Origin of the sequence: Cellulomonas fengjieae (assembly GCF_018388465.1) — a bacterium.
Taxonomy (GTDB): Bacteria; Actinomycetota; Actinomycetes; order Actinomycetales; family Cellulomonadaceae; genus Cellulomonas; species Cellulomonas fengjieae.
The window spans coordinates 2519264-2543334 of record NZ_CP074404.1 but is presented as its reverse complement, the minus strand read 5'-3'; the positions used below and the strand labels follow the sequence as shown (position 1 = coordinate 2543334).

The 24071-nt window shown below is 74.0% G+C and carries 23 protein-coding genes and 2 tRNA genes; 19 read left to right on the top strand and 6 right to left on the bottom strand.

The features are described from left to right. Positions 1-9: 9 nt before the first annotated feature. From mtrB to secA, 7 genes are all read left to right on the top strand, one after another. Complete coding sequence (gene mtrB, locus KG102_RS11765) at positions 10-1728, top strand: MtrAB system histidine kinase MtrB (protein ID WP_208288710.1); 1719 nt, start codon at positions 10-12, stop codon at positions 1726-1728. Continuing rightward, complete coding sequence (locus KG102_RS11760) at positions 1725-3377, top strand: LpqB family beta-propeller domain-containing protein (RefSeq protein ID WP_208288712.1); 1653 nt, start codon at positions 1725-1727, stop codon at positions 3375-3377. The genes mtrB and KG102_RS11760 overlap by 4 nt, the downstream gene beginning before the upstream one ends. A 73-nt stretch (positions 3378-3450) precedes the next feature. Next, positions 3451-4191: a ComF family protein gene (locus tag KG102_RS11755; protein WP_208288714.1), complete on the top strand. Its 741-nt coding sequence runs from the start codon at positions 3451-3453 to the stop codon at positions 4189-4191. Between the two features lie 200 nt (positions 4192-4391). Continuing rightward, positions 4392-5021: a ribosome hibernation-promoting factor, HPF/YfiA family gene (gene hpf, locus KG102_RS11750; RefSeq protein ID WP_208211591.1), complete on the top strand. Its 630-nt coding sequence runs from the start codon at positions 4392-4394 to the stop codon at positions 5019-5021. An 85-nt stretch (positions 5022-5106) separates the two neighbouring features. Next, positions 5107-6372, top strand: a complete 1266-nt coding sequence (locus KG102_RS11745) for a winged helix-turn-helix domain-containing protein (RefSeq protein ID WP_208288716.1) — start codon at positions 5107-5109, stop codon at positions 6370-6372. Next, a complete protein-coding gene (locus KG102_RS11740; protein WP_208288719.1) occupies positions 6369-7397 on the top strand; it encodes a DMT family transporter in 1029 nt (342 codons plus the stop codon). Before KG102_RS11745 ends, KG102_RS11740 begins: the two co-directional genes overlap by 4 nt. Further along, positions 7360-10176, top strand: a complete 2817-nt coding sequence (secA, locus tag KG102_RS11735) for a preprotein translocase subunit SecA (protein ID WP_208211585.1) — start codon at positions 7360-7362, stop codon at positions 10174-10176. Before KG102_RS11740 ends, secA begins: the two co-directional genes overlap by 38 nt. Positions 10177-10227: 51 nt before the next feature. Here the strand turns inward: secA and KG102_RS11730 are convergent, their stop codons facing one another. Both KG102_RS11730 and KG102_RS11725 read right to left on the bottom strand, forming a co-directional pair. Next, on the bottom strand, positions 10228-10860 hold the full coding sequence (locus tag KG102_RS11730; protein WP_208288721.1) for an Rv3235 family protein: 633 nt from the start codon (positions 10858-10860) through the stop codon (positions 10228-10230). Then, positions 10857-11654: a LysM peptidoglycan-binding domain-containing protein gene (locus KG102_RS11725; RefSeq protein WP_208288723.1), complete on the bottom strand. Its 798-nt coding sequence runs from the start codon at positions 11652-11654 to the stop codon at positions 10857-10859. Before KG102_RS11725 ends, KG102_RS11730 begins: the two co-directional genes overlap by 4 nt. 124 nt (positions 11655-11778) lie before the next feature. Here KG102_RS11725 and KG102_RS11720 point away from each other — a divergent pair, with 124 nt between their 5' ends. Beyond that, positions 11779-12303: a hypothetical protein gene (locus KG102_RS11720; protein WP_208288724.1), complete on the top strand. Its 525-nt coding sequence runs from the start codon at positions 11779-11781 to the stop codon at positions 12301-12303. Positions 12304-12312: 9 nt separating this feature from the next. Here KG102_RS11720 and KG102_RS11715 read toward each other — a convergent pair whose 3' ends face one another. Then, positions 12313-12546, bottom strand: coding sequence for a helix-turn-helix domain-containing protein (locus tag KG102_RS11715; RefSeq protein ID WP_208211570.1), 234 nt, complete (start codon positions 12544-12546; stop codon positions 12313-12315). 132 nt (positions 12547-12678) lie between these two features. On the opposite strand from KG102_RS11715, the gene KG102_RS11710 reads away from it, so the two are divergent. The 5 genes from KG102_RS11710 (at position 12679) to KG102_RS11690 (ending at position 15458) form a co-directional block, all read left to right on the top strand. Continuing rightward, entirely contained in the window at positions 12679-13341 is a 663-nt protein-coding gene (locus KG102_RS11710) for a hypothetical protein (protein WP_208288726.1), read from the top strand. A gap of 1 nt (position 13342) precedes the next feature. Next, complete coding sequence (locus tag KG102_RS11705; RefSeq protein WP_208211566.1) at positions 13343-14593, top strand: AAA family ATPase; 1251 nt, start codon at positions 13343-13345, stop codon at positions 14591-14593. A gap of 35 nt (positions 14594-14628) precedes the next feature. Next, positions 14629-15084 (top strand): DUF6912 family protein, encoded by a 456-nt coding sequence (locus tag KG102_RS11700; RefSeq protein WP_208211564.1) that lies wholly within the window; start codon positions 14629-14631, stop codon positions 15082-15084. Positions 15085-15228: 144 nt separating this feature from the next. Next, positions 15229-15300 (top strand) — tRNA-Gln (locus tag KG102_RS11695). Between the two features lie 85 nt (positions 15301-15385). Beyond that, a tRNA-Glu gene (locus KG102_RS11690) sits at positions 15386-15458 on the top strand. A 105-nt stretch (positions 15459-15563) separates the two neighbouring features. Here KG102_RS11690 and KG102_RS11685 read toward each other — a convergent pair. Together KG102_RS11685 and KG102_RS11680 are read right to left on the bottom strand one after the other, a co-directional pair. Further along, positions 15564-15794 (bottom strand): hypothetical protein, encoded by a 231-nt coding sequence (locus KG102_RS11685; protein WP_208211563.1) that lies wholly within the window; start codon positions 15792-15794, stop codon positions 15564-15566. 1 nt (position 15795) lies between these two features. Then, positions 15796-16515, bottom strand: a complete 720-nt coding sequence (locus KG102_RS11680; RefSeq protein ID WP_208211562.1) for an IclR family transcriptional regulator — start codon at positions 16513-16515, stop codon at positions 15796-15798. A gap of 104 nt (positions 16516-16619) precedes the next feature. On the opposite strand from KG102_RS11680, the gene leuC reads away from it, so the two are divergent. From leuC to KG102_RS11650, 6 genes are all read left to right on the top strand, one after another. After that, complete coding sequence (gene leuC / locus KG102_RS11675; protein WP_208211560.1) at positions 16620-18074, top strand: 3-isopropylmalate dehydratase large subunit; 1455 nt, start codon at positions 16620-16622, stop codon at positions 18072-18074. Between the two features lie 20 nt (positions 18075-18094). Next, positions 18095-18760, top strand: a complete 666-nt coding sequence (leuD, locus tag KG102_RS11670; RefSeq protein ID WP_208288728.1) for a 3-isopropylmalate dehydratase small subunit — start codon at positions 18095-18097, stop codon at positions 18758-18760. A gap of 99 nt (positions 18761-18859) precedes the next feature. Next, the gene (locus tag KG102_RS11665; protein WP_208288731.1) at positions 18860-19555 is read left to right on the top strand and encodes an HU family DNA-binding protein; all 696 of its coding nucleotides are present in this window, start codon (positions 18860-18862) and stop codon (positions 19553-19555) included. A gap of 94 nt (positions 19556-19649) precedes the next feature. Beyond that, entirely contained in the window at positions 19650-20966 is a 1317-nt protein-coding gene (murA, locus tag KG102_RS11660; protein ID WP_208288733.1) for a UDP-N-acetylglucosamine 1-carboxyvinyltransferase, read from the top strand. Between the two features lie 18 nt (positions 20967-20984). After that, positions 20985-21743, top strand: coding sequence for a lysophospholipid acyltransferase family protein (locus KG102_RS11655; protein WP_208211551.1), 759 nt, complete (start codon positions 20985-20987; stop codon positions 21741-21743). Beyond that, a complete protein-coding gene (locus KG102_RS11650; RefSeq protein ID WP_249667298.1) occupies positions 21740-22789 on the top strand; it encodes an NAD(P)H-dependent glycerol-3-phosphate dehydrogenase in 1050 nt (349 codons plus the stop codon). The genes KG102_RS11655 and KG102_RS11650 overlap by 4 nt, the downstream gene beginning before the upstream one ends. On the opposite strand, the gene KG102_RS11645 is transcribed toward KG102_RS11650, so the two are convergent. Further along, entirely contained in the window at positions 22786-23961 is a 1176-nt protein-coding gene (locus KG102_RS11645; protein ID WP_249667297.1) for a trans-sulfuration enzyme family protein, read from the bottom strand. The genes KG102_RS11650 and KG102_RS11645 overlap by 4 nt on opposite strands. Between the last annotated feature and the right edge of the window lie 110 nt (positions 23962-24071).

The following is a 24071-nucleotide window of genomic DNA, read 5'->3' as shown; positions in this document are numbered from 1 at the left end:
GACGGCGCCATGGTCCGGGTGAGCGGCGCCTGGCGGCTCGTCCGGGTCCGGGTGCGGCGCCGGGTCCGGTCCTGGTCGCGGCTGTGGCGTTCCTCGCTGCAGCTCCGGGTCATCACCTCGACGCTCGCGATCGGTCTGGCCGCCCTGGCGCTGGTCGGTGCGTACGTCGGTGAGCGCATGGCGGACGGGCTGTTCCACGCGCGGCTCGAGCAGGTGCTCCAGGAGAGCGCCCGGTCCACGCTGCAGGCGCAGTCGACGTTCGACTCCTCGACGGCGACGGTCGCCACGGACGTGCAGCGCCTCATCCGGGACGTCGGCAGCGCCCAGCGGACCGGTGGGTCCGACCGGCGGGAGGTCTTCCTCCTGCGCGCCCCGGGGCAGCAGGGCGGTCCCCTCGACATCTCGGGCGCGGCGTCCGACCAGACCCTCGTCCCGCTCGTGAGCCCCGCGCTGCGCACCGCGACCGCGCGCGGCGGACAGCAGTGGCAGTCGGTCGCGATCCCGAGCGAGGACGGGGGCGTCGCCCCGGGCGTCATGGTCGGCCAGGACGTGACCGTGCCGGTCGACGGCACCTACCAGCTCTACTTCCTCTACAGCCTGCAGTCGGAGCAGGACCGGCTGGACTTCCTGCAGCGCACGCTCGGGCTCGCGGCGGTCATCCTGGTGGCGCTCCTGGGCAGCATGACCTGGTTGGTCACGCGGCAGACGGTGTGGCCCGTGCGCCGCGCCGCCGAGGTGGCCGAGCGGCTCGCCGACGGGCACCTGTCCGAGCGCATGCCCGAGAAGGGCGAGGACGAGATGGCCACGCTCGCCCGCTCGTTCAACGAGATGGCGGACAGCCTGCAGGACCAGATCCACCGCATGGAGGAGCTCTCGACGCTGCAGCGCCGGTTCGTCTCCGACGTGTCGCACGAGCTGCGCACACCGTTGACGACGATCCGGATGGCCGGCGAGGTCATTCACGCGGCCCGCGCCGACTTCGACCCGGCCGTGAAGCGTTCGGCCGAGCTGCTGCAGACCCAGCTCGACCGCTTCGAGGACCTGCTGGCCGACCTGCTCGAGATCAGCCGGTTCGACGCGGGCGCGGCGGTGCTCGACGCCGAGGGGCGCGACGTGCGCGACGTGGTCATCCAGGCGGTGGACCAGGCGGCGAGCCTGGCCGAGCGGCGCGGCGCGTGGCTGCACGTGGTCGTCCCGGAGGAGCGCTGCGTCGCCGACATCGACCCGCGCCGGGTGGAGCGCATCCTGCGCAACCTGCTGGTCAACGCGGTCGAGCACGCGGAGGGCAGCACGGTCGAGGTGACCGTCGGTGCCGACGCGCACGCGGTCGCGATCACCGTGCGCGACCGTGGGGTGGGGATGACCCAGGACGAGGCGGCGCACGTGTTCGACCGGTTCTGGCGCGCGGATCCCGCGCGGGCGAGGACCACGGGCGGCACCGGCCTCGGCCTGGCGATCTCGCTCGAGGACGCCCACCTGCACGGCGGCTGGCTGGAGGCGTGGGGCCGGCCGGGTCGCGGTGCGAGCTTCCGGCTCACCCTGCCGCGCCGTGCGGGCATCCGGCTCACCTCGTCGCCGCTGTCGCTGGCGCCCGACGAGCCGCCGGTGGTCGACGCCGTCCCGGTGCCCGCCGTGCGCTCGCGGACCGACCCCGCAGGGCTCCCGGACCTGGAGTCCGACGAGCTCGACACGGCAGCGTCCGACGGCGACCGGCAGGAGGTCCGATGACCCGCACCCGGCTGCACCGCGGCCTCGTGATGGCGCTCGGCGTCGCCCTCCTGGGCGCCTGCTCCGCCATCCCCACGTCCGGCTCCGTCGAGCAGGGCGACACAGAGGTGTCCGAGCCCTCGGACATCGACGTGCTCGCCGAGGGACCGCAGTCGGGCGACACCCCCGCGGAGATCGTCGACGGCTTCCTCGCCGCGGGCGCCGCGGGCTTCACCGACAACTTCGTGACCGCGCGGGAGTACCTGGCGGGGGAGACGAAGGCCTCCTGGAACCCCTCGGCGGGCGTCGTCGTCTCGGGCCCGGTGGAGCCCGCCCCCGCCAGCACGCAGACCGAGATCACGATCGACGTCCCGGTCCTCGCCCGGGTGGACCAGGACGGCGTCTACGCCGAGGCCCCGCTCGACGGACGCGAGTCCGTGACGTTCGGGATGGTCCAGGACGACGCGGGCGAGTGGCGGATCGCCACCACCCCCGACGGGCTGATCCTCCAGCAGGAGGACTTCAGCCGCAGCTACCGGTCGGCCGCGCTGTACTTCCTGTCCCCGGACGAGACGTTCCTGGTCCCCGAGGAACGCTGGTTCCCGGAGAAGAACCTTTCCACGTCGATCGTCCGTGAGCTCCTCGACGGTCCCTCCGCCTGGCTGCAGGATGCGGTCGTGACCGCGGTGCCCGACGGCGTCGAGCTCACGCCGGCAGCCGTGCCGGTCGACGACGGCGTCGCCGAGGTCCGGCTCGAGCCCGCGCTCGCGGTGACGCGCGCCGACCGTGACCTCCTGCTGGCCCAGATCGACGCGAGCCTGCGGCCGGTCGCCGGCATCGGCTCCGTGCAGGTCTTCGCCGACGACGTGCCGCTCGAGGGTGCCGCGGAGCTGGAGGGCGGTTCCGCCCCGCCGAGCAACGTCGAGTTCGTCCAGGACGGCCGCATCGTCGCGCTGGTGGACGGCGAGCCCGAGCCGGTCCCGGGGATCGAGCCGCTCGACGGCCTCGACCCGCGCAGCCCCGCCAGCAACGAGGACGGGTCGGTGCGCGTCATGCTCTCCGGGCCGGCGACGCTGACCACGGTCCCCACCGCCGAGGCGCCCGCCCAGACGCTGCTGACCGGACCCGCGCTCGTCGCCCCGTCGGTCGACCGGTTCGGGTGGGCGTGGACCGCCCAGCCGGGGACCGGCCTGCTGGCCGCGCGGGTGGACGCCGAGCCGGTGCGGGTCACCGCGGACTGGCTCGAGGGGCGGTCCGTCCGGGCCGTGCGGGTGGCGCGCGACGGGGTCCGGATCGCGGTCGTGTCCACCGGTGCCGACGGCGTGCAGCTCGACGTCGCGGCGATCACGCGCGACGAGTCGGGCGCGCCGCAGCAGCTGGGCGAGCCGGTCCGCGCGGGCGCCTCGCTGGCGGACGCGACGTCGGTGGTCTGGTCCGAGGAGCTGCTGCTCGGGGTGGTCGGCACGTCGGTCGGCGAGGCCGCCGTGCACCTGGTCCCCGTCGCGGGTCCGACGAGGCCGCTGCCCGAGGTGGCCGGCCTGGCCGACCTGGCCGGCAGCTCGGTCATCTACGTGAGCACCACCGACGGCGGACTGCGGCGGCTCGTCGGTTCGACGTGGGCACAGGTCAGCGCCGTGGCCGGCGCCTCGTACCCGACGTTCCCCGGCTGACCGGGCCGCCCACAGCCCGCCCCGTGCACAGCCAGCCCGCCTGCGGGCGCGACCCGACGGGCACGCTCGGGCCATGACGGGGTTGGCGCGGGAGCTGCTCGGCCTGCTGGTCCCGGTCGAGTGCGCGGGGTGCGGGACGCAGGACGTCGCCTGGTGCCCCTCCTGCGCCGCGCGGCTCGCCGGCGGTCCGTGGCGGTGCGAGGACCGCGCCCCGCGGCTCGACCGGCTGGACGGCCGCGGAACGCTGCCGGTGTGGACGCTGGCCGACTGCTCGGGGGACGTCCGCCGCGCGATCGTCGCGTGGAAGGACCGCGGCCGGGTCGACCTCACCGCCGCGTTCGCCGCCGCGCTCTGCGCGGCGGGTGGTGCGCTCGCCACGGACCTGGCGCCCGTCCCGCTGCTCGTCGCCGCCGCACCCTCCACGTCCGCGGCGCGCCGTCGGCGCGGGGGCAACCTGGTCGACGCGCTCGCGGCGGGCCTCGGCCGCGGCCTGAGCGGTGCCGGCCTCCCCGCGCAACCGGGAGCCGGTCTCTCGCGTGCGCGCGGTCACGACCAGGTCGGGCTCGGCGCCCGCGCCCGGGCGCGCAACCTGGCCGGTCAGGTGCGGGTCCCGGAGCGTGCCGCGGGCCGGTACGCGGGACGGACGGTGCTGGTGGTGGACGACGTGCTGACCACCGGCGCGACCATCGCGGCCTGCCGGTCGGCGCTCGAGCGAGCGGGTGCCGCGGTGGTCGGAGCCGTGACGCTGGCATCGACGCCCGGACCGTCCGGGGCACCTCGGCTGCCGCCCCGCCCCGACCGCGCACGGGGGTGATCGGGGCGAGGCGAGTGGTTCCAGACGCGCTCCGGGGTTAGCGTGGTGTCAGAGCCGATGGTGCGCTCGGACGTGCCTCACCTGGGCGTTCGGGTCCGCCGCGGGAGGAGGTGACGCCGCCCGACTGCCTGTGGGCAGCCCCATTGCACTGTCCCCCCTGGACGGGCTCTGCTCGTCCCTGACCCTCGTAGGAGGATCACATGGAGATCGTGGTTGCAGGCCGGCACACCGAGGTGCTCCCGAAGTTCCGGGCGCACGTCGAGCAGAAGCTCGCGAAAGTCGAGCAGCTGGCCCCCCGCGCCCAGCGCGTCGACGTCGTCGTGTCGCACGAGACGAACCCCCGACAGGCAGGCACGAGTGAGCGGGTCGAGCTCACCGTCGTCGACCGGGGGCCCGTGATCCGTGCGGAGGCGTGCGCCGACGACAGGTACGCGGCCCTGGACCTGGCGCTCGGCAAGCTGCTCGAGCGGCTGCGCAGGACTCGCGACCGGCGCAAGGACCACCGCAACCACACTCCGCTCGCCCCCGTGGACGTGCGGCCGCCGGAGCCCGAGCCCGAGGTGCAGGCACCGGCCGACCCGGACGGCGCCGTGGAGATCACCCTGGGCGACTCGCCGGTGGTCATCCGCGAGAAGGTCCACCACGCCGAGCCGATGACGGTCGACGACGCGCTCTACGAGATGGAGCTCGTCGGGCACGACTTCTACCTGTTCATCGACGCCGAGACGGCCCAGCCGTCGGTCGCGTACCGGCGACGGGGCTGGAGCTACGGCGTGATCAAGCTGGATGCTGCCGTGAGCCCGACGTCGCTGGCGGCCGTCGGAGGCTGACGCAGACCTCGCACGCACGGCGCCCGGCCTGGTCCACGGACCGGCCGGGCGCCGTCGTGTCGGTGCCGCACGACAGGATGGGCGGGTGATCCCGTCGCTCGAGGCAGAGCGCCTCTCCTTGTCGCAGGCCCGCCGCATCACGCTGCGCGCCCAGGGGCTGGACCGCCCGCGTCCGCTACGTCCCGCACCGCCGACCATGCGCCAGTTCCAGCAGGTGGTCGACCGCCTCGGTGTGCTGCAGATCGACTCGGTGAACGTGCTCGCGCGCGCCCACCTCATGCCGGCGTACTCGCGCCTCGGCGCCTACGACCCCGCGCTCCTGGACCGCGCGTCCGGCCGGGCGCCGCGCCGGCTCGTCGAGACGTGGGCGCACGTCGCGTCCTTCGTGCCACCGGAGACGTACCGCCTCCTGGGCTGGCGCCAGCGCGCCTACCTCACGCAGGACTGGGGTGTTATCGAGGACGTCTCACTCAAGCTGTCGCCGCTCGTGGAGGAGGTCCGGGCGATCATCGCGGAGCGGGGCCCGCTCACCGCGCGCCAGGTCCAGGCGGACTTCGAGGCGGAGCACCCCACCACGCGGGGCGAGTGGGGGTGGAACTGGTCGGTGGCCAAGCGCGTGCTCGAGTACCTGTTCTTCACGGGGGAGATCACCTCGGCGGGACGCAACAGCGCGTTCGAGCGCCGCTACGACCTGACGAGCAGGGTCCTGCCGCCGCACGTGCTGCTCGCGCCGGAGCCGAGCGACGACGACGCGATCCGCGCGCTGGTGCAGATCGGCGCCCGCGCGCACGGTATCGGGACGCTGCGCAGCATCGCCGACTACTTCCGGCTGCCGCAGGAGCGGGCGGCGCGGGCCGTCGCCGAGCTGGTGGAGGACGGGGTGCTGCGGCAGGTCACCGTCGACGGGTGGGACCAGGGGAAGGTCTGGCGGCACCGTGACGCGGACCTGCCACGCAGGGCGTCGGGCCGGGCGCTGCTCAGCCCGTTCGACCCGCTGGTGTTCGAGCGCAGCCGCCTCGAGGCGCTGTTCGGCCTGCGCTACCGCATCGAGATCTACGTCCCCGAGCCCCAGCGCGTGTGGGGGTACTACGTGCTGCCATTCCTGCTCGGCGAGGCGCTGCCGGCGCTGGTCGACCTCAAGGCGGACCGGCAGGCGGGCATCCTGCGCGTCCACGCTGCGCACCGGGCGACCGGTTCGCTGCCCGACGCCGACGTCGTGGAGCCCTTGGCGGCGGAGCTGCGAGAGCTTGCCGGCTGGCTCCGGCTGGACGACGTCGTCGTCGGGGACCGGGACGGCGTCCTGCGCGGCGACCTCGCGCCGGGACTCGCGCGCGCCGTGCGTTCTGCATGACGGCCGAGCCCCGTCCGCGAGACTTCGCGCTCGTCGCGCTCGGCGGCGTCCTGTGGGGCACGGGCGGGCTCGCGGGTGCGGCCCTGGCCGACGCCGCCGACCTGGCGCCGCTCACGGTCGCGGCCTACCGGTTGCTCGGGGGCGGGGGAGTGCTGCTGCTGGGGCTCGCCGCGGCCGGGGCGCTGCGAGGGTTCGCCCGGACGCGGCCGGTGGTCGTCCGGGTGCTGGCGACGGCGCTGCTGGCCGCGGTGTACCAGGCGGCGTACTTCGCGGCGGTCCAGCGTGCCGGCGTCGCGGTCGCGACCCTGGTCGCGCTCGGCGCGGCGCCGCTCGCGGTCGCGGCGGGTTCGACGGTGTCCACGCGGCGGCTGCCGGCCCCACGCACGCTCGCCGCCCTCGGTCTCGCGCTGGCCGGTCTGGTGCTCCTGGTCCGCCCCTCGGAGGCGGGTCCGCGCGCGGCCGTCGGGGCACTGCTGGCGCTGCTGGCCGCCGTGGCGTTCGCGACGATGACCGTGCTGAACCGGCGCGGCGTGCCGGGCCTCGGTCCGCTGCCGCTGACGGCGACGGCGTTCACGCTGGGCGGTGCCGCGCTCCTGCCGGTCGCCGCGCTGACGGGCTCCGCGACCACGGGACTGGCCGTCCCGTCGGACGTCGACGGCTGGCTCCTGCTCGCCTACCTCGCCGTGGTGCCCACGGCAGCCGCGTACGGCGCGTACTTCACCGGCCTGCGGCACGTGCCCGCCACGACGGCCGCGCTGCTCGCCCTGCTCGAGCCCCTCACCGCGACCGTGGGCGCTGTGCTGCTCCGGGGCGAGCAGCTGGGCCTCCACGGCGTGCTCGGCGCGGGGCTCGTTGGCGCCGCGGTGGTCGTTCTTCGCCCTCGCCGCGCAGGCTCGCCTACGATGGACGCGCCCGGCCGTGCGGCCGGTCACCTCAGCCGCTCCGACGCTGCTCGCGCCGGGAGCGCGAACACGTCGGGAGTAGTGCGTGCCAGCGATCCTCGAGAAGGTCCTGCGCCTCGGTGAAGGCCGGATCGTCAAGAAGCTGTCGGGCATCGCCCAGCAGGTCAACGCCCTGGAGGACAGCTTCGTCACGCTGTCCGACGCCGAGCTGCGCGAGGAGACGGACCGCTTCCGAGCCCGGCTCGCGGACGGCGAGTCGCTCGACGACCTGCTGGCCGAGGCGTTCGCCGCGGTCCGCGAGGCCGCTCGGCGCACGCTGGGCCAGCGCCACTTCGACGTGCAGCTCATGGGCGGCGCCGCGCTGCACCTGGGCAACATCGCGGAGATGAAGACCGGTGAGGGCAAGACCCTCGTCGCGACCGCCCCCGCGTACCTGAACGCCCTGTCGGGCAAGGGTGTGCACGTCGTCACGGTCAACGACTACCTGGCCAGCTACCAGTCCGAGCTCATGGGCCGCGTCTACCGCTTCCTGGGCCTGACCAGCGGCGTGATCCTGTCGAGCCAGAACCCGGCCGAGCGCCGCAAGCAGTACGCGTGCGACATCACGTACGGCACGAACAACGAGTTCGGGTTCGACTACCTGCGCGACAACATGGCGTGGAGCACCGACGAGCTGGTCCAGCGGGGCCACAACTTCGCGATCGTCGACGAGGTCGACTCGATCCTCATCGACGAGGCGCGGACCCCGCTGATCATCTCCGGCCCCGCCTCGGGCGACACCAACCGCTGGTACGCGGAGTTCGCCAAGGTCGTCCGCCGCCTGCAGGCGGAGCGCGACTATGAGGTCGACGAGAAGAAGCGCACCGTCGGCGTGCTGGAGCCCGGCATCGAGCGCGTCGAGGACTACCTCGGCATCGACAACCTCTACGAGTCCCTCAACACGCCGCTGATCGGGTTCCTCAACAACGCGATCAAGGCGCAGGAGCTGTTCAAGCGCGACAAGGACTACGTCGTCATGAACGGCGAGGTGCTCATCGTCGACGAGCACACCGGACGCATCCTGCCGGGTCGCCGCTACAACGAGGGCATGCACCAGGCGATCGAGGCGAAGGAGGGCGTGGCCATCAAGGCCGAGAACCAGACGCTCGCCACGATCACGCTGCAGAACTACTTCCGCCTCTACGGCAAGCTCGCGGGGATGACCGGTACGGCCGAGACCGAGGCAGCCGAGTTCCAGGGGACGTACAAGCTCGGCGTGGTGCCGATCCCGACGAACCGCCCCATGCTGCGCATCGACCAGCGCGACCTCGTCTACAAGAGCGAGGAGGGCAAGTTCGACGCCGTCGTCGCCGACATCGTCGAGCGGCACGCGCACGGCCAGCCCGTGCTCGTGGGCACGACGAGCGTCGAGAAGAGCGAGCTGCTCTCCTCCAAGCTCAAGAAGCAGGGCGTGCCGCACGAGGTGCTGAACGCCAAGCAGCACGCGCGTGAGGCCTCGATCGTCGCGCAGGCGGGCCGCAAGGGCGCCGTCACGGTCGCGACGAACATGGCGGGCCGAGGCACCGACATCATGCTCGGCGGCAACGCCGAGTTCATGGCCGTCGCCGACCTGGCCGCCCGCGGCCTGGACCCGGCCGAGCAGGCCGAGGAGTACGAGGCCGCCTGGCCCGCCGCGCTCGAGAAGGCCAAGGACGCCGTGGCGGCCGAGCACGACGAGGTCGTCGAGCTCGGCGGGCTCTACGTGCTCGGCACGGAGCGTCACGAGTCGCGCCGGATCGACAACCAGCTGCGTGGCCGGTCCGGCCGGCAGGGTGACCCGGGCGAGTCGCGGTTCTACCTGTCGATGCAGGACGACCTCATGCGGCTGTTCAACTCCAGCCTCGCGGAGTCGATGATGACGCGGGCGGGGTTCCCCGAGGACATGCCGCTGGAGTCCAAGATCGTCACGCGCGGCATCCAGTCGGCGCAGTCGCAGGTCGAGGCCCGCAACTTCGAGATCCGCAAGAACGTGCTCAAGTACGACGACGTGATGTCCCGGCAGCGCGTCGTCATCTACGAGCAGCGCCGCCGCGTGCTGGAGGGTGAGGACCTGCACGAGCAGGTCAAGCACTTCCGCTCCGACGTGCTCAGTGCCTACATCACCGGGGCCACGACCGAGGGCCGCCCGGAGGAGTGGGACCTGGACGCGCTGTGGGCCGCGCTGAAGGCCGTGTACCCCGTCTCCATCACCCCCGACGAGGTCGTCGAGGAGGCCGGTGGGCCCACGCGCCTCACGACCGAGCTGATCGAGCGCGAGATCCTCTCGGACGCCGAGCACGCGTACGCCGAGCGCGAGGAGCAGATCGGCTCGGAGAACATGCGCCAGCTGGAGCGCCGCGTGACGCTCTCGGTCCTGGACCGCAAGTGGCGCGAGCACCTCTACGAGATGGACTACCTCAAGGAGGGCATCGGCCTGCGGGCGATGGCGCAGCGCGATCCCCTGGTCGAGTACCAGCGCGAGGGGTACCAGCTGTTCAACGCCATGACGGACGCCATCAAGGAGGAGACGGTCGCGTACCTGTACAACCTGGAGGTCCAGGTCGCACAGCCCGACGCACCCGCCGTCACCGCGGACTCGGCCGCCCTGGCGGCCGCGAGCGCGGGTGCGCAGGCGGCCGTGCCGGCGGCACCGTCCGACGGTCCGGCGCCCGGCAAGCTCGTGGCGAAGGGCATCGACGGCCCGGAGCAGCGCGCTCCGCTGCAGTACTCCGCACCGTCGGCGGACGGTGACGGTGCAGTCGTGACGCGTCGTGACGCCGGGGGCAAGAAGGTTGGCACCGCGCCGGTCGCGACCGGTGGCGCCGACGGCGCGTCCAACCGGGAGGCCCGCCGCAAGGCCGCCAAGCAGCAGCGCAAGCGCTGAGACGCCCGGACGCCCGCCCCGACGTCGGGGCGGGCGTCCGCGCGTGCGGGCTCAGCCGATCTCGAGCGCGGTCACCCGCCAGGCGCCCCGGTGCCCTTCGAGCCGGAGCGCCACGGCCCGGACCCGGGCACCGTCGTCGGCCACGACGGTGGCCTCCACGACGTGCGCCTCGACCCGGCAGGCCCGGGCTCGGCGGACCACGGGCGGACGCGTGCCCGCGGGCGTGCCCACGACCCGCTGGGTCAGCCCTGCCCGCACCTGCAGCGGCTCGTACACGCCGGGGGTGAGCCAGCGGGCGAGCTGCGCCACGGAGCGGCGACCGGACAGCACCTCCAGCGCGGCGAGCGCGACGGCGCGGGCGACGACGGCCGGGTCGCCCTCCGGGAGCGTCCGGGGTGCGTCGTCGTCGGCGTCCGTGACGACCGACCGGTCGCTCGCGCGCAGGACCGCGATCCGGTCGGCCGCCGCCACGGGAGCCGCGTGGGCAGGTCCGGTCGCCTCCTCGACGACCGCGGCTGCCACCGCGGGCACGAGGCGGACCTGCGGTGGCCGTGCCCGGGCGGGGCCGTGGGTGTGCTCGCCGGGCCGGGCCGGGGTCGGCCCGTGCTGGCCGACGGTGCCGCGCACCCGCGCGAAGGCGTCCTCGGCCGGCGTCACGCCGCGCGGCAGCGTCAGCGCGCTCACGGGGACACCCCGGCGGCGGGGACCGTCAGCACCTGGCCGGGGTGGAGGACGTCGGGATCCGCGCCGACCACGTCACGGTTGGCCTCGTACCACCGCGGCCAGGCGGTGGCGATCTGCGCGTCGGTGGCATCGTGCGGCAGGTGCCGGGCCGCGATGGCCCAGAGGGTGTCGCCGGGGTGCACGAGCACCGTGCCGGCGGTGGTCGGTGCGGGGTGCTCGGCCCGGGTGACGTCGGCGACCAGTGGCAGGCCCGGGGGCGCGGCGTCCGGCGCGGTCGGCGCGGCGGTGGCCGCCGCGGTCGGCGCGGGTGGGTCCTGGACGGCGGAGGCGTCGGTGACCACCCACCCGAGGTCGGCCGGCGCTGCCGTGACCGTGACGGCGGCCGGGGGAGCGGGCTGCGGGGCGGCCGACGCCCCGGTGGCCATGCCGAGCCCGATCCCGGCCCCGACGGTCAGGGCGAGGGCCTTGCGCACCACGTGCGGGGCGTACCGGTGCACCAGCCGCTCACCGGTCCGCCAGCGGGCACCTGCAGCCCGCAGCAGGAGGCACGCGGCCGCCACCAGGGCGGAGCAGGCGAGCCACCCCGCGACGAGGACCCCGACCGTGGTCACCGCGACCTCGGTCACGGCGTCCACGCGCCACGTTCCCCTTCCGGGGTGGAGTGCCTGCAGACGCAGCACCAGCAGGGCTGCGAGGGTCCCGGCGGCGACCGTCCCCCCGAGCAACGCGGCGATGACGGCGCCGGTCCGGCCGTGTCCCGCGCGTTGACTGTCCCGTGCCCCGTGGCTCGTCATCGTGCCCCCTGGTGATGTCGTTTGATGCTGTTTGGTATCACTTGAGTGGGATAGGTGTATCGCACTGCCTCGCGCGGTGTCCAGGGGGAGTTCGCGGTCGACGCACACGCCCTACGGTGCTCACATGCGGTGGGAGGCACTCTTCGCGGACATGGAGGCCCAGCTGGTGGCCGGACGGGTGGCCGACGTGCGGGCGGACGTCGCCGAGCTGGCGCGTGCGGAGCGTGCCTCGGTCACGCTCGCGTCCCGGGCGCGGGCGTCGGTCGGTCGTCAGGTGCGGATCCTGCTCGGCGGCACCGACGTGATCGAGGGCGAGCTCGTCGACGCGGCCCCGCAGTGGCTGTTGGTCGCCACCTCACCGGCCCGCCGCGCGCTGGTGCCGACCGGGTCGGCGATCGCGGTCGCCGGGCTCGAGGACCACGCCGCGCCCGGCCCCGGGCCGGTCGAGCGGGGCCTCGGGCTGGGTCACGCCCTGCGGGCGCTCGCGCGCGACCGCGTCGTGGTCAGGGTGCGCACGGGCGACACCGATCTGACGGGACGGATCGAGCGGGTGGGCGCCGACCACCTCGACCTGACCGACCTCGGGGGCACGGGTCGCGGCGCGTGGGCGGTGGCGTTCGCCGGCCTGCGGGCGGTTCAGACGGGCTGAGCGCCGGCGTCAGTCGTCGCCGGCGCCGTGGGCCGCGGTGCCGTCGCTCGAGATGCGAGCCCGGGTCTCCTCGTACATCCGCTGGATGTACTTCTCCAGCTCCGTGGACTCCACGCGCCACTGCATCCGCCCGCCGATCTGGATGGCAGGCAGCTCGCCGGAGCGCACGAGGGCGTAGGCCTGCGGTGCCGAGATGTTGAGCACCTCGGTGACGTCCGCGAGGGTCAGGAACCGCGAAGGCATGACCGCAGTCTGGCACGCGGTAGCGCGTGGACCGGTTTGTCCACAATGCTCCGTGCGCGGTGTGCCGCACGCGGCAGGATGGCCGTCGAGCGGCCGGGGGCCGGGGCAGCGCGTCACGAACCAGGAGAGTCGATGGACACGAGCGTGATCGACCTGCCCGCACCGGCGGCGGCGAGGCTGCGACGTCCCGGCTGGCGGGATCCGCGGCTGCTCGCGGGGGTCGCCATGGTCGCGGCGTCCGTGCTGCTCGGGTCCTGGGCGGTCCGCACGGCGCAGGCCACCGTGCCGCTCTACGCGGCGCGGGGGGCGCTCGTGCCCGGGGACCGGGTCGCGGTTCGGGACCTGGCGGTCGTGGACGTCCGGCTCGGCACCGTGGACCTCGACCGCTACCTGCGCGCGGACCGGCCGGTGGCGCAGGACGAGGTGGTGGTGCGGGCCGTCGGACGGGGTGAGCTGGTCCCCGCCTCGGCGCTGGGGTCCGCGGCCGACCTCGACCTGCGACCGGTCTCGGTGACGCTCGCTCGCACGCCGTCGGCCGACGTGGTGCCGGGCGCGCTCGTCGACCTCTGGTTCACCCCGCCGGCTCCCGAGGACGGCGCCGACCCGGTCGAACCGCGCGAGCTGGCCGGTGGGCTCACCGTCGCCGAGGTCAGCGAGCCCGCGGGTGCGTTCGCCTCCGCGGGCGGGAGCGCGGTCCAGGTCCTCGTCCCGCTGGACCTGCTGCCCGACATCCTCACGGCCCTGGCGGCGGAGGGCACCGTCGACGTGGTGCCCGTCCCCGGGACCGGGGGCTGACGTGGCCGTCGGGGTGCTGTGCGCCGTCCAGGGCTCGGCCGAGGCGATCATCGTCCAGGCCGTCGAGCAGACGGGGGGCCGCCTGAGCGTGACGCGGCGGTGCGCCGACCTCACGGAGCTCCTGGCGGCCGCCGAGGCCGGACTGGGCCGGCTGGCCGTCGTCTCCGGCGACCTGGACCTGCTCGACCGCGAGACGATCGAGCTGCTGCACCGGGCAGGCGTGCGCGTGCTGGGTATCGGTGACGCGGCGCGGCCGTGGCTCGGAGAGCGGCTGGAGACGCTGGGCGCCGACCTGGTGGCTGTCGCGCCGCACGACGAGGCGTCCGCGGGCGACGTGGTCCGCGCGGCGCTGGCCATGCTCGCGAGCGCACCGGACGAGGAGCCGCCCGCGGGGCAGCCGGACGCCGTCCGGCCCCCCGCCCGCGGCCTCGTGGTCGCCGTGTGGGGGCCGACGGGCGCCCCGGGCCGGACCACGGTCGCCGTCAACGTCGCGGCCGAGCTGGCCGCCGCGGGCAGGCGCACCCTGCTGGTCGACGCCGACACGTACGGCGGGTGCGTGGCGCAGGTCGTCGGGATGCTCGACGAGGCCCCCGGCCTGGCCGCGGCCGCGCGTGCGGCCGGGCACGGCGCCCTGGACCTGAACACGCTCGCGCGGCTGACGCCGACGATCGCGACGGACCTACGGGTGCTGTCGGGCATCTCGCGGGCCGACCGGTGGCCCGAGCTCCCGTCGTCGTCCCTCGACGCCGTGTGGCCCGTCGCCCGCGCGCTCGCGCAGTGGACGGTCGTGGACTGCGGCTTCTGCCTCGAGCAGGACGAGGTGCTCAGCTACGACACTCGGGCGCCGCGCCGCAACGCCGCCACGCTGAGCGCGCTCGACGCGGCGGACGTCGTGCTGGTGGTCGGCTCCGGGGACCCCGTCGGCATCCAGCGGCTGGTCCGGGGGCTGGGGGAGCTCACCGACCTGGGCCTGGGCGGAACCAGGGTCGTCGTGGTCAACCGCGTCCGGTCGTCGGTCGCCGGCGCGCACCCCGCCGAGGCCATCGCCGACGCGCTCGCGCGGTACGCCGGGGTCACCGACGCCTGCATCGTCCCCGACGACCGCCCGGCCCTGGACACCGCGCTCCTCGAGGCCAGGACGTTGCGGGAGGCCGCACCCGGGTCGCCGGCGCGCCGCGCGCTGGGCACCCTTGCGGCGCGGGTCGACGCCCTGCTCGCGCCGGCGCCGGTCGCCGAGCCCGTGCGCGCCTGATCGCTGCGCCGATGCGCACGCGGCACACTGGCCGGGTGCGCATCTACCTCCCGGCCTCGCTCGACCAGCTCGACCCCGCTGCGGGACCGTTCGCGGCCCGTCGCGCGCACGCGGTGACACCGGCGCTGCGTGCGATGTTCCCCGACGAGGACGACGAGGGGCTCGAGTTCGCGGCGCAGCTCGCCGCGGCCGACGACTCGCTCGAGCTCCTCGGCGCGCGTCCCGACGCTCCGCAGCTGCGCCTCGTCGTGTCGGTGGATGTCCCTGACGGCGCGGTCCGGGAGGTGTCGTCGGACGACGACGTGCCCAGCGCGGTCGAGCTGACCCAGGACGTGCCGCAGTCCGACGTCATCTGCGTGCACGTCGACGAGCCCGCTGCGGCCGGGGATGTCGTGCTGGCCGCGGCGGGTGACGACGCCGCGGTGGATCGCCTCGACGAGCGGGATCTGCTCTGGTACGACGCGTCCGAGCTGGGGCAGATCCCGCGCTGACCTCCGCCGCCGTGGGATTCGTCACGTCGGGCTGGTTGGACCCTGCCTCACGCCTCAGGTAATGTTCACCGCCGGTACGACGTCCGGTTTGCCTGCGGGTTCGCCCCGCCAGGCGACTCTCAGGCTCCGGGCGTTGTACCCCCATGGGGTATGGTGTAATTGGCAGCACGACTGATTCTGGTTCAGTTAGTCTAGGTTCGAGTCCTGGTACCCCAGCGCGAGCACCGCTGATCCGACCTCCTCGGAGGATCGGATAGAGTGTTCACACGCACGCAAGGCCTACGGGCCGAGCAGCGAATAGGCCCCCGTTGTGTAGCGGCCTAGCACGCCGCCCTCTCACGGCGGTAGCGCCGGTTCGAATCCGGTCGGGGGTACATGACAGAAGGGCCCGGTCACCACGGTGACCGGGCCCTTCTGCATGTCCGAGCCGTACGTCGCAGGCGGGGTGCGCGACGCAGTCGGGTCGGCTTCCCGCCGGTTCAGTGCTGGCCGGGCGGCCCGTACGAGGACGTGGGCAGCAGGGCGACCACGCCCCAGCCGACGAGGCCCGCAAGAGCACCCAGCAGGACGCCGGTGACCGCGGCGTCGCCGGCTCCGCCACCGCCCAGCAGGGCGAGCACGACGCCGAGGACGAGCCCCACGGCTGCCGCGCCGGCCGCGACCCGACGCCGCAGCCGGCGGCGGGAGGCGGCGGCGCCGCGCACGGCCACGTCAGTCCGCCGTCCGGCGCAGCACCTCGGTGAGCCGGTTGGCTGCCGAGACGACTGCGGCGGCGTGCAGCCGACCCGGCTGCCGGGAGAGTCGCTCGAGCGGCCCGGAGACCGAGACGGCGGCCACGATCCTGCCCGACGGCCCGCGCACGGGGGCGGACACGGAGGCGACGCCGACCTCTCGCTCGGAGACGGACTGCGCCCACCCGCGGCGTCGGACGCCCGACAGGATGGTCGCGGTGAACTTGGCGCCCTGCAGCCCGCGGTGCAGGCGGTCGGGCTCCTCCCAGGCCAGCAGGATCTGGGCCGCGGAGCCGGCGTGCATGGTGAGGGTCGCGCCGACCGGGATGGAGTCGCGCAGGCCGATCGGCCGTTCGGCCGCGGCCACGCAGATACGCTGGTCGCCCTGGCGGCGGTACAGCTGTGCGCTCTCGCCCGTGTGGTCGCGCAGTGCGGCGAGCACGGGGCCTGCGGCGGCGAGCAGCCGGTCCTCGCCGGCGGCGGTGGCGAGCTCGGACAGGCGGGGCCCGAGCACGAATCGTCCCTGCATGTCGCGCGCCACGAGGCGGTGGTGCTCGAGCGCCACGGCCAGGCGGTGGGCCGTGGGGCGGGCGAGGTGGGTGGCGGTGACGAGCTGTGCCAGCGTGGCCGGTCCCGACTCGAGAGCGCTGAGAACGGATGCGGCCTTGTCCAGCACGCCGACTCCGCTAGAGTTGTCCATAGGTCGATATTGGCGTCTCGAAGGCTGAGATGCAAGTGCGACGGCAGACGAGCTGGGAAAAGCACACCCCCGGCCGACAGGACGACGAGAGAACGGACCGAGAGATGGCCGGCACGTTGGCGGAGAAGGTCTGGGACGCGCACGTCGTGCGACGGGGCACGAACGGGGCGCCCGACCTCCTCTACATCGACCTGCACCTCGTGCACGAGGTGACGAGCCCGCAGGCGTTCGAAGGACTGCGGCTCGCGGGCCGCGGGGTCCGGCGCCCCGACCTGACGTTGGCGACCGAGGACCACAACACGCCGACGCTCGACATCGACCAGCCGATCGCGGACGAGACGAGCCGCACGCAGATCCAGACGCTGCGCAACAACGCGGCCGAGTTCGGGATCCGGCTGCACTCCCTCGGCGACGCCGACCAGGGCATCGTGCACCAGGTCGGGCCGCAGCTCGGGCTCACGCAGCCCGGTCTGACGGTCGTGTGCGGCGACTCGCACACCTCGACGCACGGGGCGTTCGGCGCCCTCGCGTTCGGGATCGGCACGAGCGAGGTCGAGCACGTGCTGGCGACGCAGACGCTGCCGCTGGCGCCGTTCAAGACCATGGCGATCACGGTCGACGGCGAGCTGCCCGTGGGCGCGACCAGCAAGGACATCATCCTGGCGATCATCGCGAAGATCGGCACCGGCGGCGGGCAGGGCTACGTGCTCGAGTACCGCGGCGAGGCCATCCGCGCGCTGTCGATGGAAGCCCGGATGACCGTGTGCAACATGTCGATCGAGGCGGGCGCGCGCGCCGGCATGATCGCCCCCGACGAGACGACGTTCGACTACCTCAAGGGCCGCCCGCACGCGCCCGAGGGGGCCGACTGGGACGCCGCGGTGGCGTACTGGAGCACGCTGAAGAGCGACGACGACGCCGAGTTCGACGTCGAGGTCGTCCTCAAGGCCGAGGACCTCGAGCCGTTCGTCACCTGGGGGACCAACCCGGGCCAGGGCCTGCCGCTGTCGGGGTCGGTCCCGGTGCCCGAGCAGATCGCGGACGAGAACGAGCGTGTCGCGGCCGAGCGCGCCATCGAGTACATGGGTCTGACGCCGGGCCAGCCGCTGCGCGAGATCAAGGTCGACACGGTCTTCATCGGCTCGTGCACCAACGGGCGCATCGAGGACCTGCGGTCGGTCGCCAAGGTCGTCCGGGGAAAGCGCAAGGCGGACGATGTGCGCGTGCTCGTGGTGCCGGCTTCGGCCCGCGTGCGCCTGCAGGCGGAGGCCGAGGGGCTGGACAGGATCTTCCTCGACTTCGGCGCCGAGTGGCGCAACGCCGGGTGCTCGATGTGTCTGGGCATGAACCCGGACCAGCTGGCGCCGGGGGAGCGCTCGGCGTCCACCTCCAACCGGAACTTCGAGGGCCGTCAGGGCAAGGGCGGCCGCACGCACCTGGTCTCGCCGCTCGTCGCCGCGGCGACCGCGATCCGCGGCACCCTCTCGTCGTTCGCCGACCTCGAGGCCGACTTCGCGGCGCCCGACGGCAGCCCCCTCACCGACCTCCAGACGGTCTGACCCAGGAAGCGAGAAGACTGATGGAGAAGTTCCGCCAGCACACCGGCGTGGGCGTCCCGCTGCGCCGCAGCAACGTCGACACCGACCAGATCATCCCCGCCGTCTACCTCAAGCGCGTGACGCGCACGGGGTTCGAGGACGCGCTGTTCGCCGCCTGGCGCGGCGACCCGGCGTTCGTCCTGAACCAGGAGGCGTACGCGAGCGGCTCGGTGCTCGTCGCGGGTCCCGACTTCGGCACGGGCTCCTCGCGCGAGCACGCGGTGTGGGCCCTGAAGGACTACGGCTTCAAGGTCGTCATCTCGAACCGCTTCGCGGACATCTTCCGCGGCAACTCCGGCAAGCAGGGCCTGCTCGCCGCCCAGGCCGCGCAGGAGGACATCGAGCTCATCTGGAAGATCCTCGAGACGCGACCGGGCACGGAGGTGACGGTCGACCTCGAGTCCCGAACGATCACGTGCGGCGACGTCGTGGTGCCCTTCCACGTCGACGACTACACCCGCTGGCGCCTCATGGAGGGCCTCGACGACATCGGGCTGACGCTCGCGCACGCGGACGAGATCTCCGAGTTCGAGTCGCACCGCGAGTCGTGGCGTCCGGCGACGCTGCCGGCCAAGCACCTGCCCCCGGCCGAGATCGTCGCGGCCCGGCCGGTCGGGGTGCCGGTCGAGATCGGCCGCCGACCCTGACACCGGCGGGTCGCCTGCTCCGGCGGCCCGTCGCAGGGGCGGCGTGGCTAGCCTGTGGACCGTACGGTGCGGTGCGCGCCGTGGACGAGGGGAACCGCCATGGTGGGCAAGGCTCAGATCGCTGACCGGATCGCAGCACGAGGGGCGACCCGCCCGGCGGCGGCCGCCGCCGTCGACGCGGTGCTCGACGAGATCACCGCGGCGCTCGCGTCCGGCGAGCGGGTGACGTTCACCGGTTTCGGGACGTTCGAGGCGGCCGGGCGCGGAGCCCGCACCGCCCGCAACCCGCGGACCGGCGAGCCGTTGGAGGTTCCGGCCACCACGGTCGCCCGGTTCCGTCCCGGCGCGACCTTGCGGGCGCGGGTGGCCGGCGGACCCGGGACCGCGGGCACCGGGACCCACGGCGCCGTCGCGGACCTGAGCTCGGTGCAGGGGCTGGGCGGTCCGGCCCAGGCCGGGGCGTCGGCCGAGGCAGCGCCCACGGCCGACGTGGCGCCCGAGGCGCCGGCCACGAAGGCCGACGGCAAGACCGGCACGACGACCGCTGCCAGGTCTGACGCCACGAAGGTCCGCGGCGAGAAGGCCGACGCGAAGAAGGCCGACGCGAAGAAGGCCGACGCGAAGAAGGCCGACGCGAAGAAGGCCGACGCGAAGAAGGCCGACGCGAAGAAGGCCGACGCGAAGAAGGCCGACGCCAAGAAGTCTGACGCCAAGAAGGCGGACGCCAAGAAGCACGGCAAGAAGCAGGCCAAGAAGAACCAGAAGGACGGCAAGGGTCGCGGCAAGAAGTCGTGACGCCCGGCCGCGGCCATGTGAGGTCCCGCACCGGTCCGGCGTGGCGGCGCGGGTACGGTCAGCAGCACGCCTTCGGGTGGGAGACGATGGTTCGATGACCGATCTGCTCTATGTCAACGGCGGCAACCCGCTCGCCGGCGAGATCACCGTCCGCGGCGCCAAGAACTTCGTCTCCAAGGCCATGGTCGCCGCCCTGCTGGGCGAGACGCCGAGCGTGCTGCGCAACGTCCCGCAGATCCGGGACGTCGCCGTGGTGACCGGGCTCCTGGAGCTGCACGGCGTGAAGGTGGACGCCGACGCCGAGTCGGGGGTCCTGCACCTGGACCCGACGGACGTCGAGTCGGCGCACGTCGCGGACATCGACACCCACGCGGGGTCCAGCCGCATCCCGATCCTGTTCTGCGGACCGCTGCTGCACCGGTTGGGCGAGGCGTTCATCCCGGACCTCGGTGGATGCCGCATCGGCGACCGTCCGATCAACTACCACCTCGACATCCTGCGGCAGTTCGGTGCGGTGGTGGACAAGACCGACAACGGCATCCACATCCGGGCGCCGCGACGGCTGCAGGGGACCAAGATCGCGCTGCCCTACCCGAGCGTGGGGGCCACCGAGCAGCTGCTGCTCACGGCGGTGCGGGCGGAAGGCGTCACCGAGCTGGCGAACGCGGCCATCGAGCCGGAGATCATGGACCTCATCAACGTGCTGCAGAAGATGGGCGCGATGATCTCCGTGGACACCGACCGGGTGATCCGGATCGAGGGGGTCGACCGCCTGGTCGGGTATCAGCACACCGCGCTGTCGGACCGGATCGAGGCCGCGTCGTGGGCGTCCGCGGCCCTTGCCACCGGCGGTGACATCTACGTGCGCGGTGCGACGCAGCCCGAGATGACCACGTTCCTGAACACGTTCCGCAAGGTCGGCGGCGAGTTCGCGATCGACGACACCGGCATCCGGTTCTTCCACCCCGGTGGCGACCTGCGCTCGATCACCCTCGAGACGGACGTGCACCCCGGCTTCATGACGGACTGGCAGCAGCCTCTCGTCGTCGCGCTCACGCAGGCCACGGGGCTGTCGATCGTGCACGAGACGGTCTACGAGAACCGCTTCGGGTTCACCGAGGCCCTGGTCGGCATGGGGGCGACGATCCAGGTGTACAAGGAGTGCCTCGGCGGGCGGCCGTGCCGGTTCGGTCAGCGCAACTTCTTCCACTCCGCGGTGATCTCGGGCCCGACCCCGCTGGCCGCGGCGGACATCGAGGTGCCCGACCTGCGCGGGGGGTTCAGCCACCTGATCGCGGCGCTCGCCGCCAAGGGCACGTCGTCCGTGCGGGGCATCAGCCTCATCGACCGCGGGTACGAGCGTTTCACCGCGAAGCTCGAGGCTCTGGGCGCCGAGTTCAGTCGCGACTGACAGGTAGCATCGGCTCCCGTGCATCCGCCGGCCAGATCCAATCGCGCCTTTCGCAACGTCGCCCGCATCGTGCGGCCTGTCCTGGGTGCGATGACCCGCCCGGACTGGAGCGGCACCGAGAACTTCCCGCGCGAGGGTGGGTTCATCGTGGCGGCGAACCACATGACCAACATCGACCCGCTGACGTTCGCGCACTTCCTGTGGGACAACGGCGTCGCGCCCAAGGTCCTGGCCAAGGCCTCGCTGTTCTCGGTGCCCGTGCTGGGACAAGTGCTGCGCGCGACGGGGCAGATCCCGGTGTTCCGGAACACGGCATCGGCGGGGGAGTCGCTCACGGCCGCGGTCACGGCGATCCAGGACGGCGACGTCGTCGCGGTGTTCCCGGAGGGAACGCTGACCCGGGACCCGGACCTGTGGCCGATGGTCGGCAAGACGGGGATCGCGCGGCTCGCGCTCACCACGCAGGCACCGGTCATCCCGGTCGCCCAGTGGGGTCCCCAGCTGCTGCTGGCCCGGTACGGCAAGGTGCTCAAGCCGATCCCGCGCAAGAAGATCACCATCGTGGCGGGCCCGCCCGTGGTGCTGGACGACCTGTACGGGCGACCGCAGGACACCGCGACGTTGCGTGAGGCGACCGAGCGCGTGATGGACGCGATCACGGTCCTCCTGGCGGGCGTCCGCGGCGGGACCCCGCCGTCGGTCCGCTACGACATGCGCAAGCCGGCGACACGCGTCGAGCGTCCGGGTGCCGACCCGACCGGCACGGAGCCGGCGTGACCGCGGACCGGGTGACGCAGGACCTCCCCGCGGCCGGCGCACCCCGCCTGCGTGCGGCCGTCCTGGGTGCCGGCGCCTGGGGGACGACCTTCGCCGCCGTGATGGCGGACGCCGGCTGCGACGTCGTCGTCTGGGGACGCGACGAGAAGGTCTGCCGGCAGATCGCCGACGAGCGGCGCAACGAGGCCTACCTGCCGGGGATCGAGCTGCCCGCGGCGGTCACCGCGTCGAGCGACCCCCGGGCCGTGCTCGCCGGGGCGGACGTCGTCGCGGTCGCCATCCCCTCGCAGAGCGCGCGTGCGACACTCACGCCGCTGGCCGACGCCGTCGCGAGCCACGCCGTGGCCGTCTCGCTCATGAAGGGTGTCGAGCTGTCGACCGACCGTCGCATGAGCGAGGTCGTCGCCGAGTCGCTCGCGATCCCCGCGCACCGCATCGCCGTGGTGTCCGGGCCGAACCTCGCGCTCGAGATCGCCCGCCGGCAGCCGACCGCGACGGTGGTGGCCTCCACCAGCGACGCCACTGCCCAGCTGGTCGCCCGCGCGTGCGCGTCCGCGTACTTCCGGCCGTACACCAACGACGACGTCGTCGGCGTCGAGCTGTGCGGCGCCGTGAAGAACGTCATCGCGCTCGCCGTCGGCATCTCGCAGGGCCGCGGCCTGGGCTTCAACACCATGGCGACGGTCATCACGCGCGGGCTGGTCGAGATCACCCGGCTGGGGCTGGCCCTGGGCGCCGACGCCGACACGTTCCCGGGCCTGGCCGGCCTCGGCGACCTCATGGCCACGTGCGCGTCGCCCGACTCGCGCAACCACACGCTCGGCGGTCACATCGGCCGCGGCATGACGCTCGACGAGGCGATCTCCGCCACCGGGGGCACCGCCGAGGGTGTGAAGTCGTGCCGGTCGGTCCTCGAGCTCGCCACGTCGCTGGGTGTCGAGATGCCGATCACGTCGGCCGTCGTCCAGGTGCTGCACGAGGGCCTGCCCGTCGACCAGCTGGCCCCGCTCCTGCTCGCCCGGCCGCACAAGGCCGAGGGCGCCTAGACCGACCGCAGCGCCCGGTCGAGGTCCCGCCAGAGGTCCTCGACGTCCTCGATGCCGACCGACAGCCGCAGCAGGTCCTCCGGCACGGTGAGCGACTCGGTGGCGAACCGGCGTCGGCGCTCGAGCATCGACTCCACCCCGCCGAGGCTCGTGGCGGGCACCCAGAGCTGAAGCGCCGCCACGACCCCGTCCGCGGCGTCCGGACCGCCGTGCGGACGGAGCCCGATGATCGACCCGAACCCGGTCATCAGCCGCGCGGCACGCTCGTGCCCGGGGTCCGTCGGCAGGCTCGGGTGCCGGACCTCGGCGACGCCGGGGTGCGTGCTGAGCCGCCGGGCCAGCTCGGCGGCGCTGGCCTGGGCGCGCTCGACCCGCAGCGCGAGCGTGCGCAGGCCGCGCAGCGCGAGCCAGACCTCGAACGGCCCCGCGATCGAGCCGTGCAGCGTCCGGTAGGCGTGCAGCCGCGCGTGCAGGGCCGCGTCGTCGGCCAGTGCCGCCCCGAGCACGACGTCGGTGTGACCGGCGAGGTACTTGGTCACCGAGTGGACGACGACGTCGGCGCCGTGCTCCAGGGGCCGCTGGACCAGGGGAGTGGCGAACGTGTTGTCGACGCCTACCAGCGCGCCGACCGCGTGCGCCGCCTCGACCAGCGCCGGCAGGTCGGCGACCTCGAGCATGGGGTTCGTCGGCGTCTCCACCCAGAGCATCGAGGCCGGCCGGGGTGACGCGAGCGCGGCGGCCACGGCGGCGGTGTCGTCGATGTCGACGAGCGCGACGTCGACACCGAGCCGTTCCGCCAGGTCCCGCGCGTACCCGAGAGTCACCTGGTAGGAGTGGCGGGGCAGGACGAGCCGGCCGCCGGGCGGGACGAGCGACAGGGCCGCGGCGATGGCGCTCATCCCCGACGAGTAGACGAGCGCGGGGTGTGCGGAGCCCTCGAGCGTGCCGAGCGCCTCCTCGAAGGGGTGCCACGTCGTGGCATCCATCCGGCCGTACAGCGGCTCGCCCGGCTCCGGGACGCCCTGGGACACGAAGGTCGAGGAGAGCACCAGCGGCGCGTTGACGGGGGCGCCCTGGCTGCGGGCCGGTCGTCCGGCGGACACGGCGAGGGTCGCGGGACTCAGGGCGTCGGCGGCGTCCTCGGGGGTGGGCGACGGGCTCGGCGAGGTCACCGTCGCAGGTTACCCGCGGCGGCGCTGAGGGGGCCGTCCGAGCGCGCTGCGTGGGCAGACCGGCGAGTCGCGCGCCGCCCGCCGCGCGGTGCGGGCGACGGGCCCGCCGA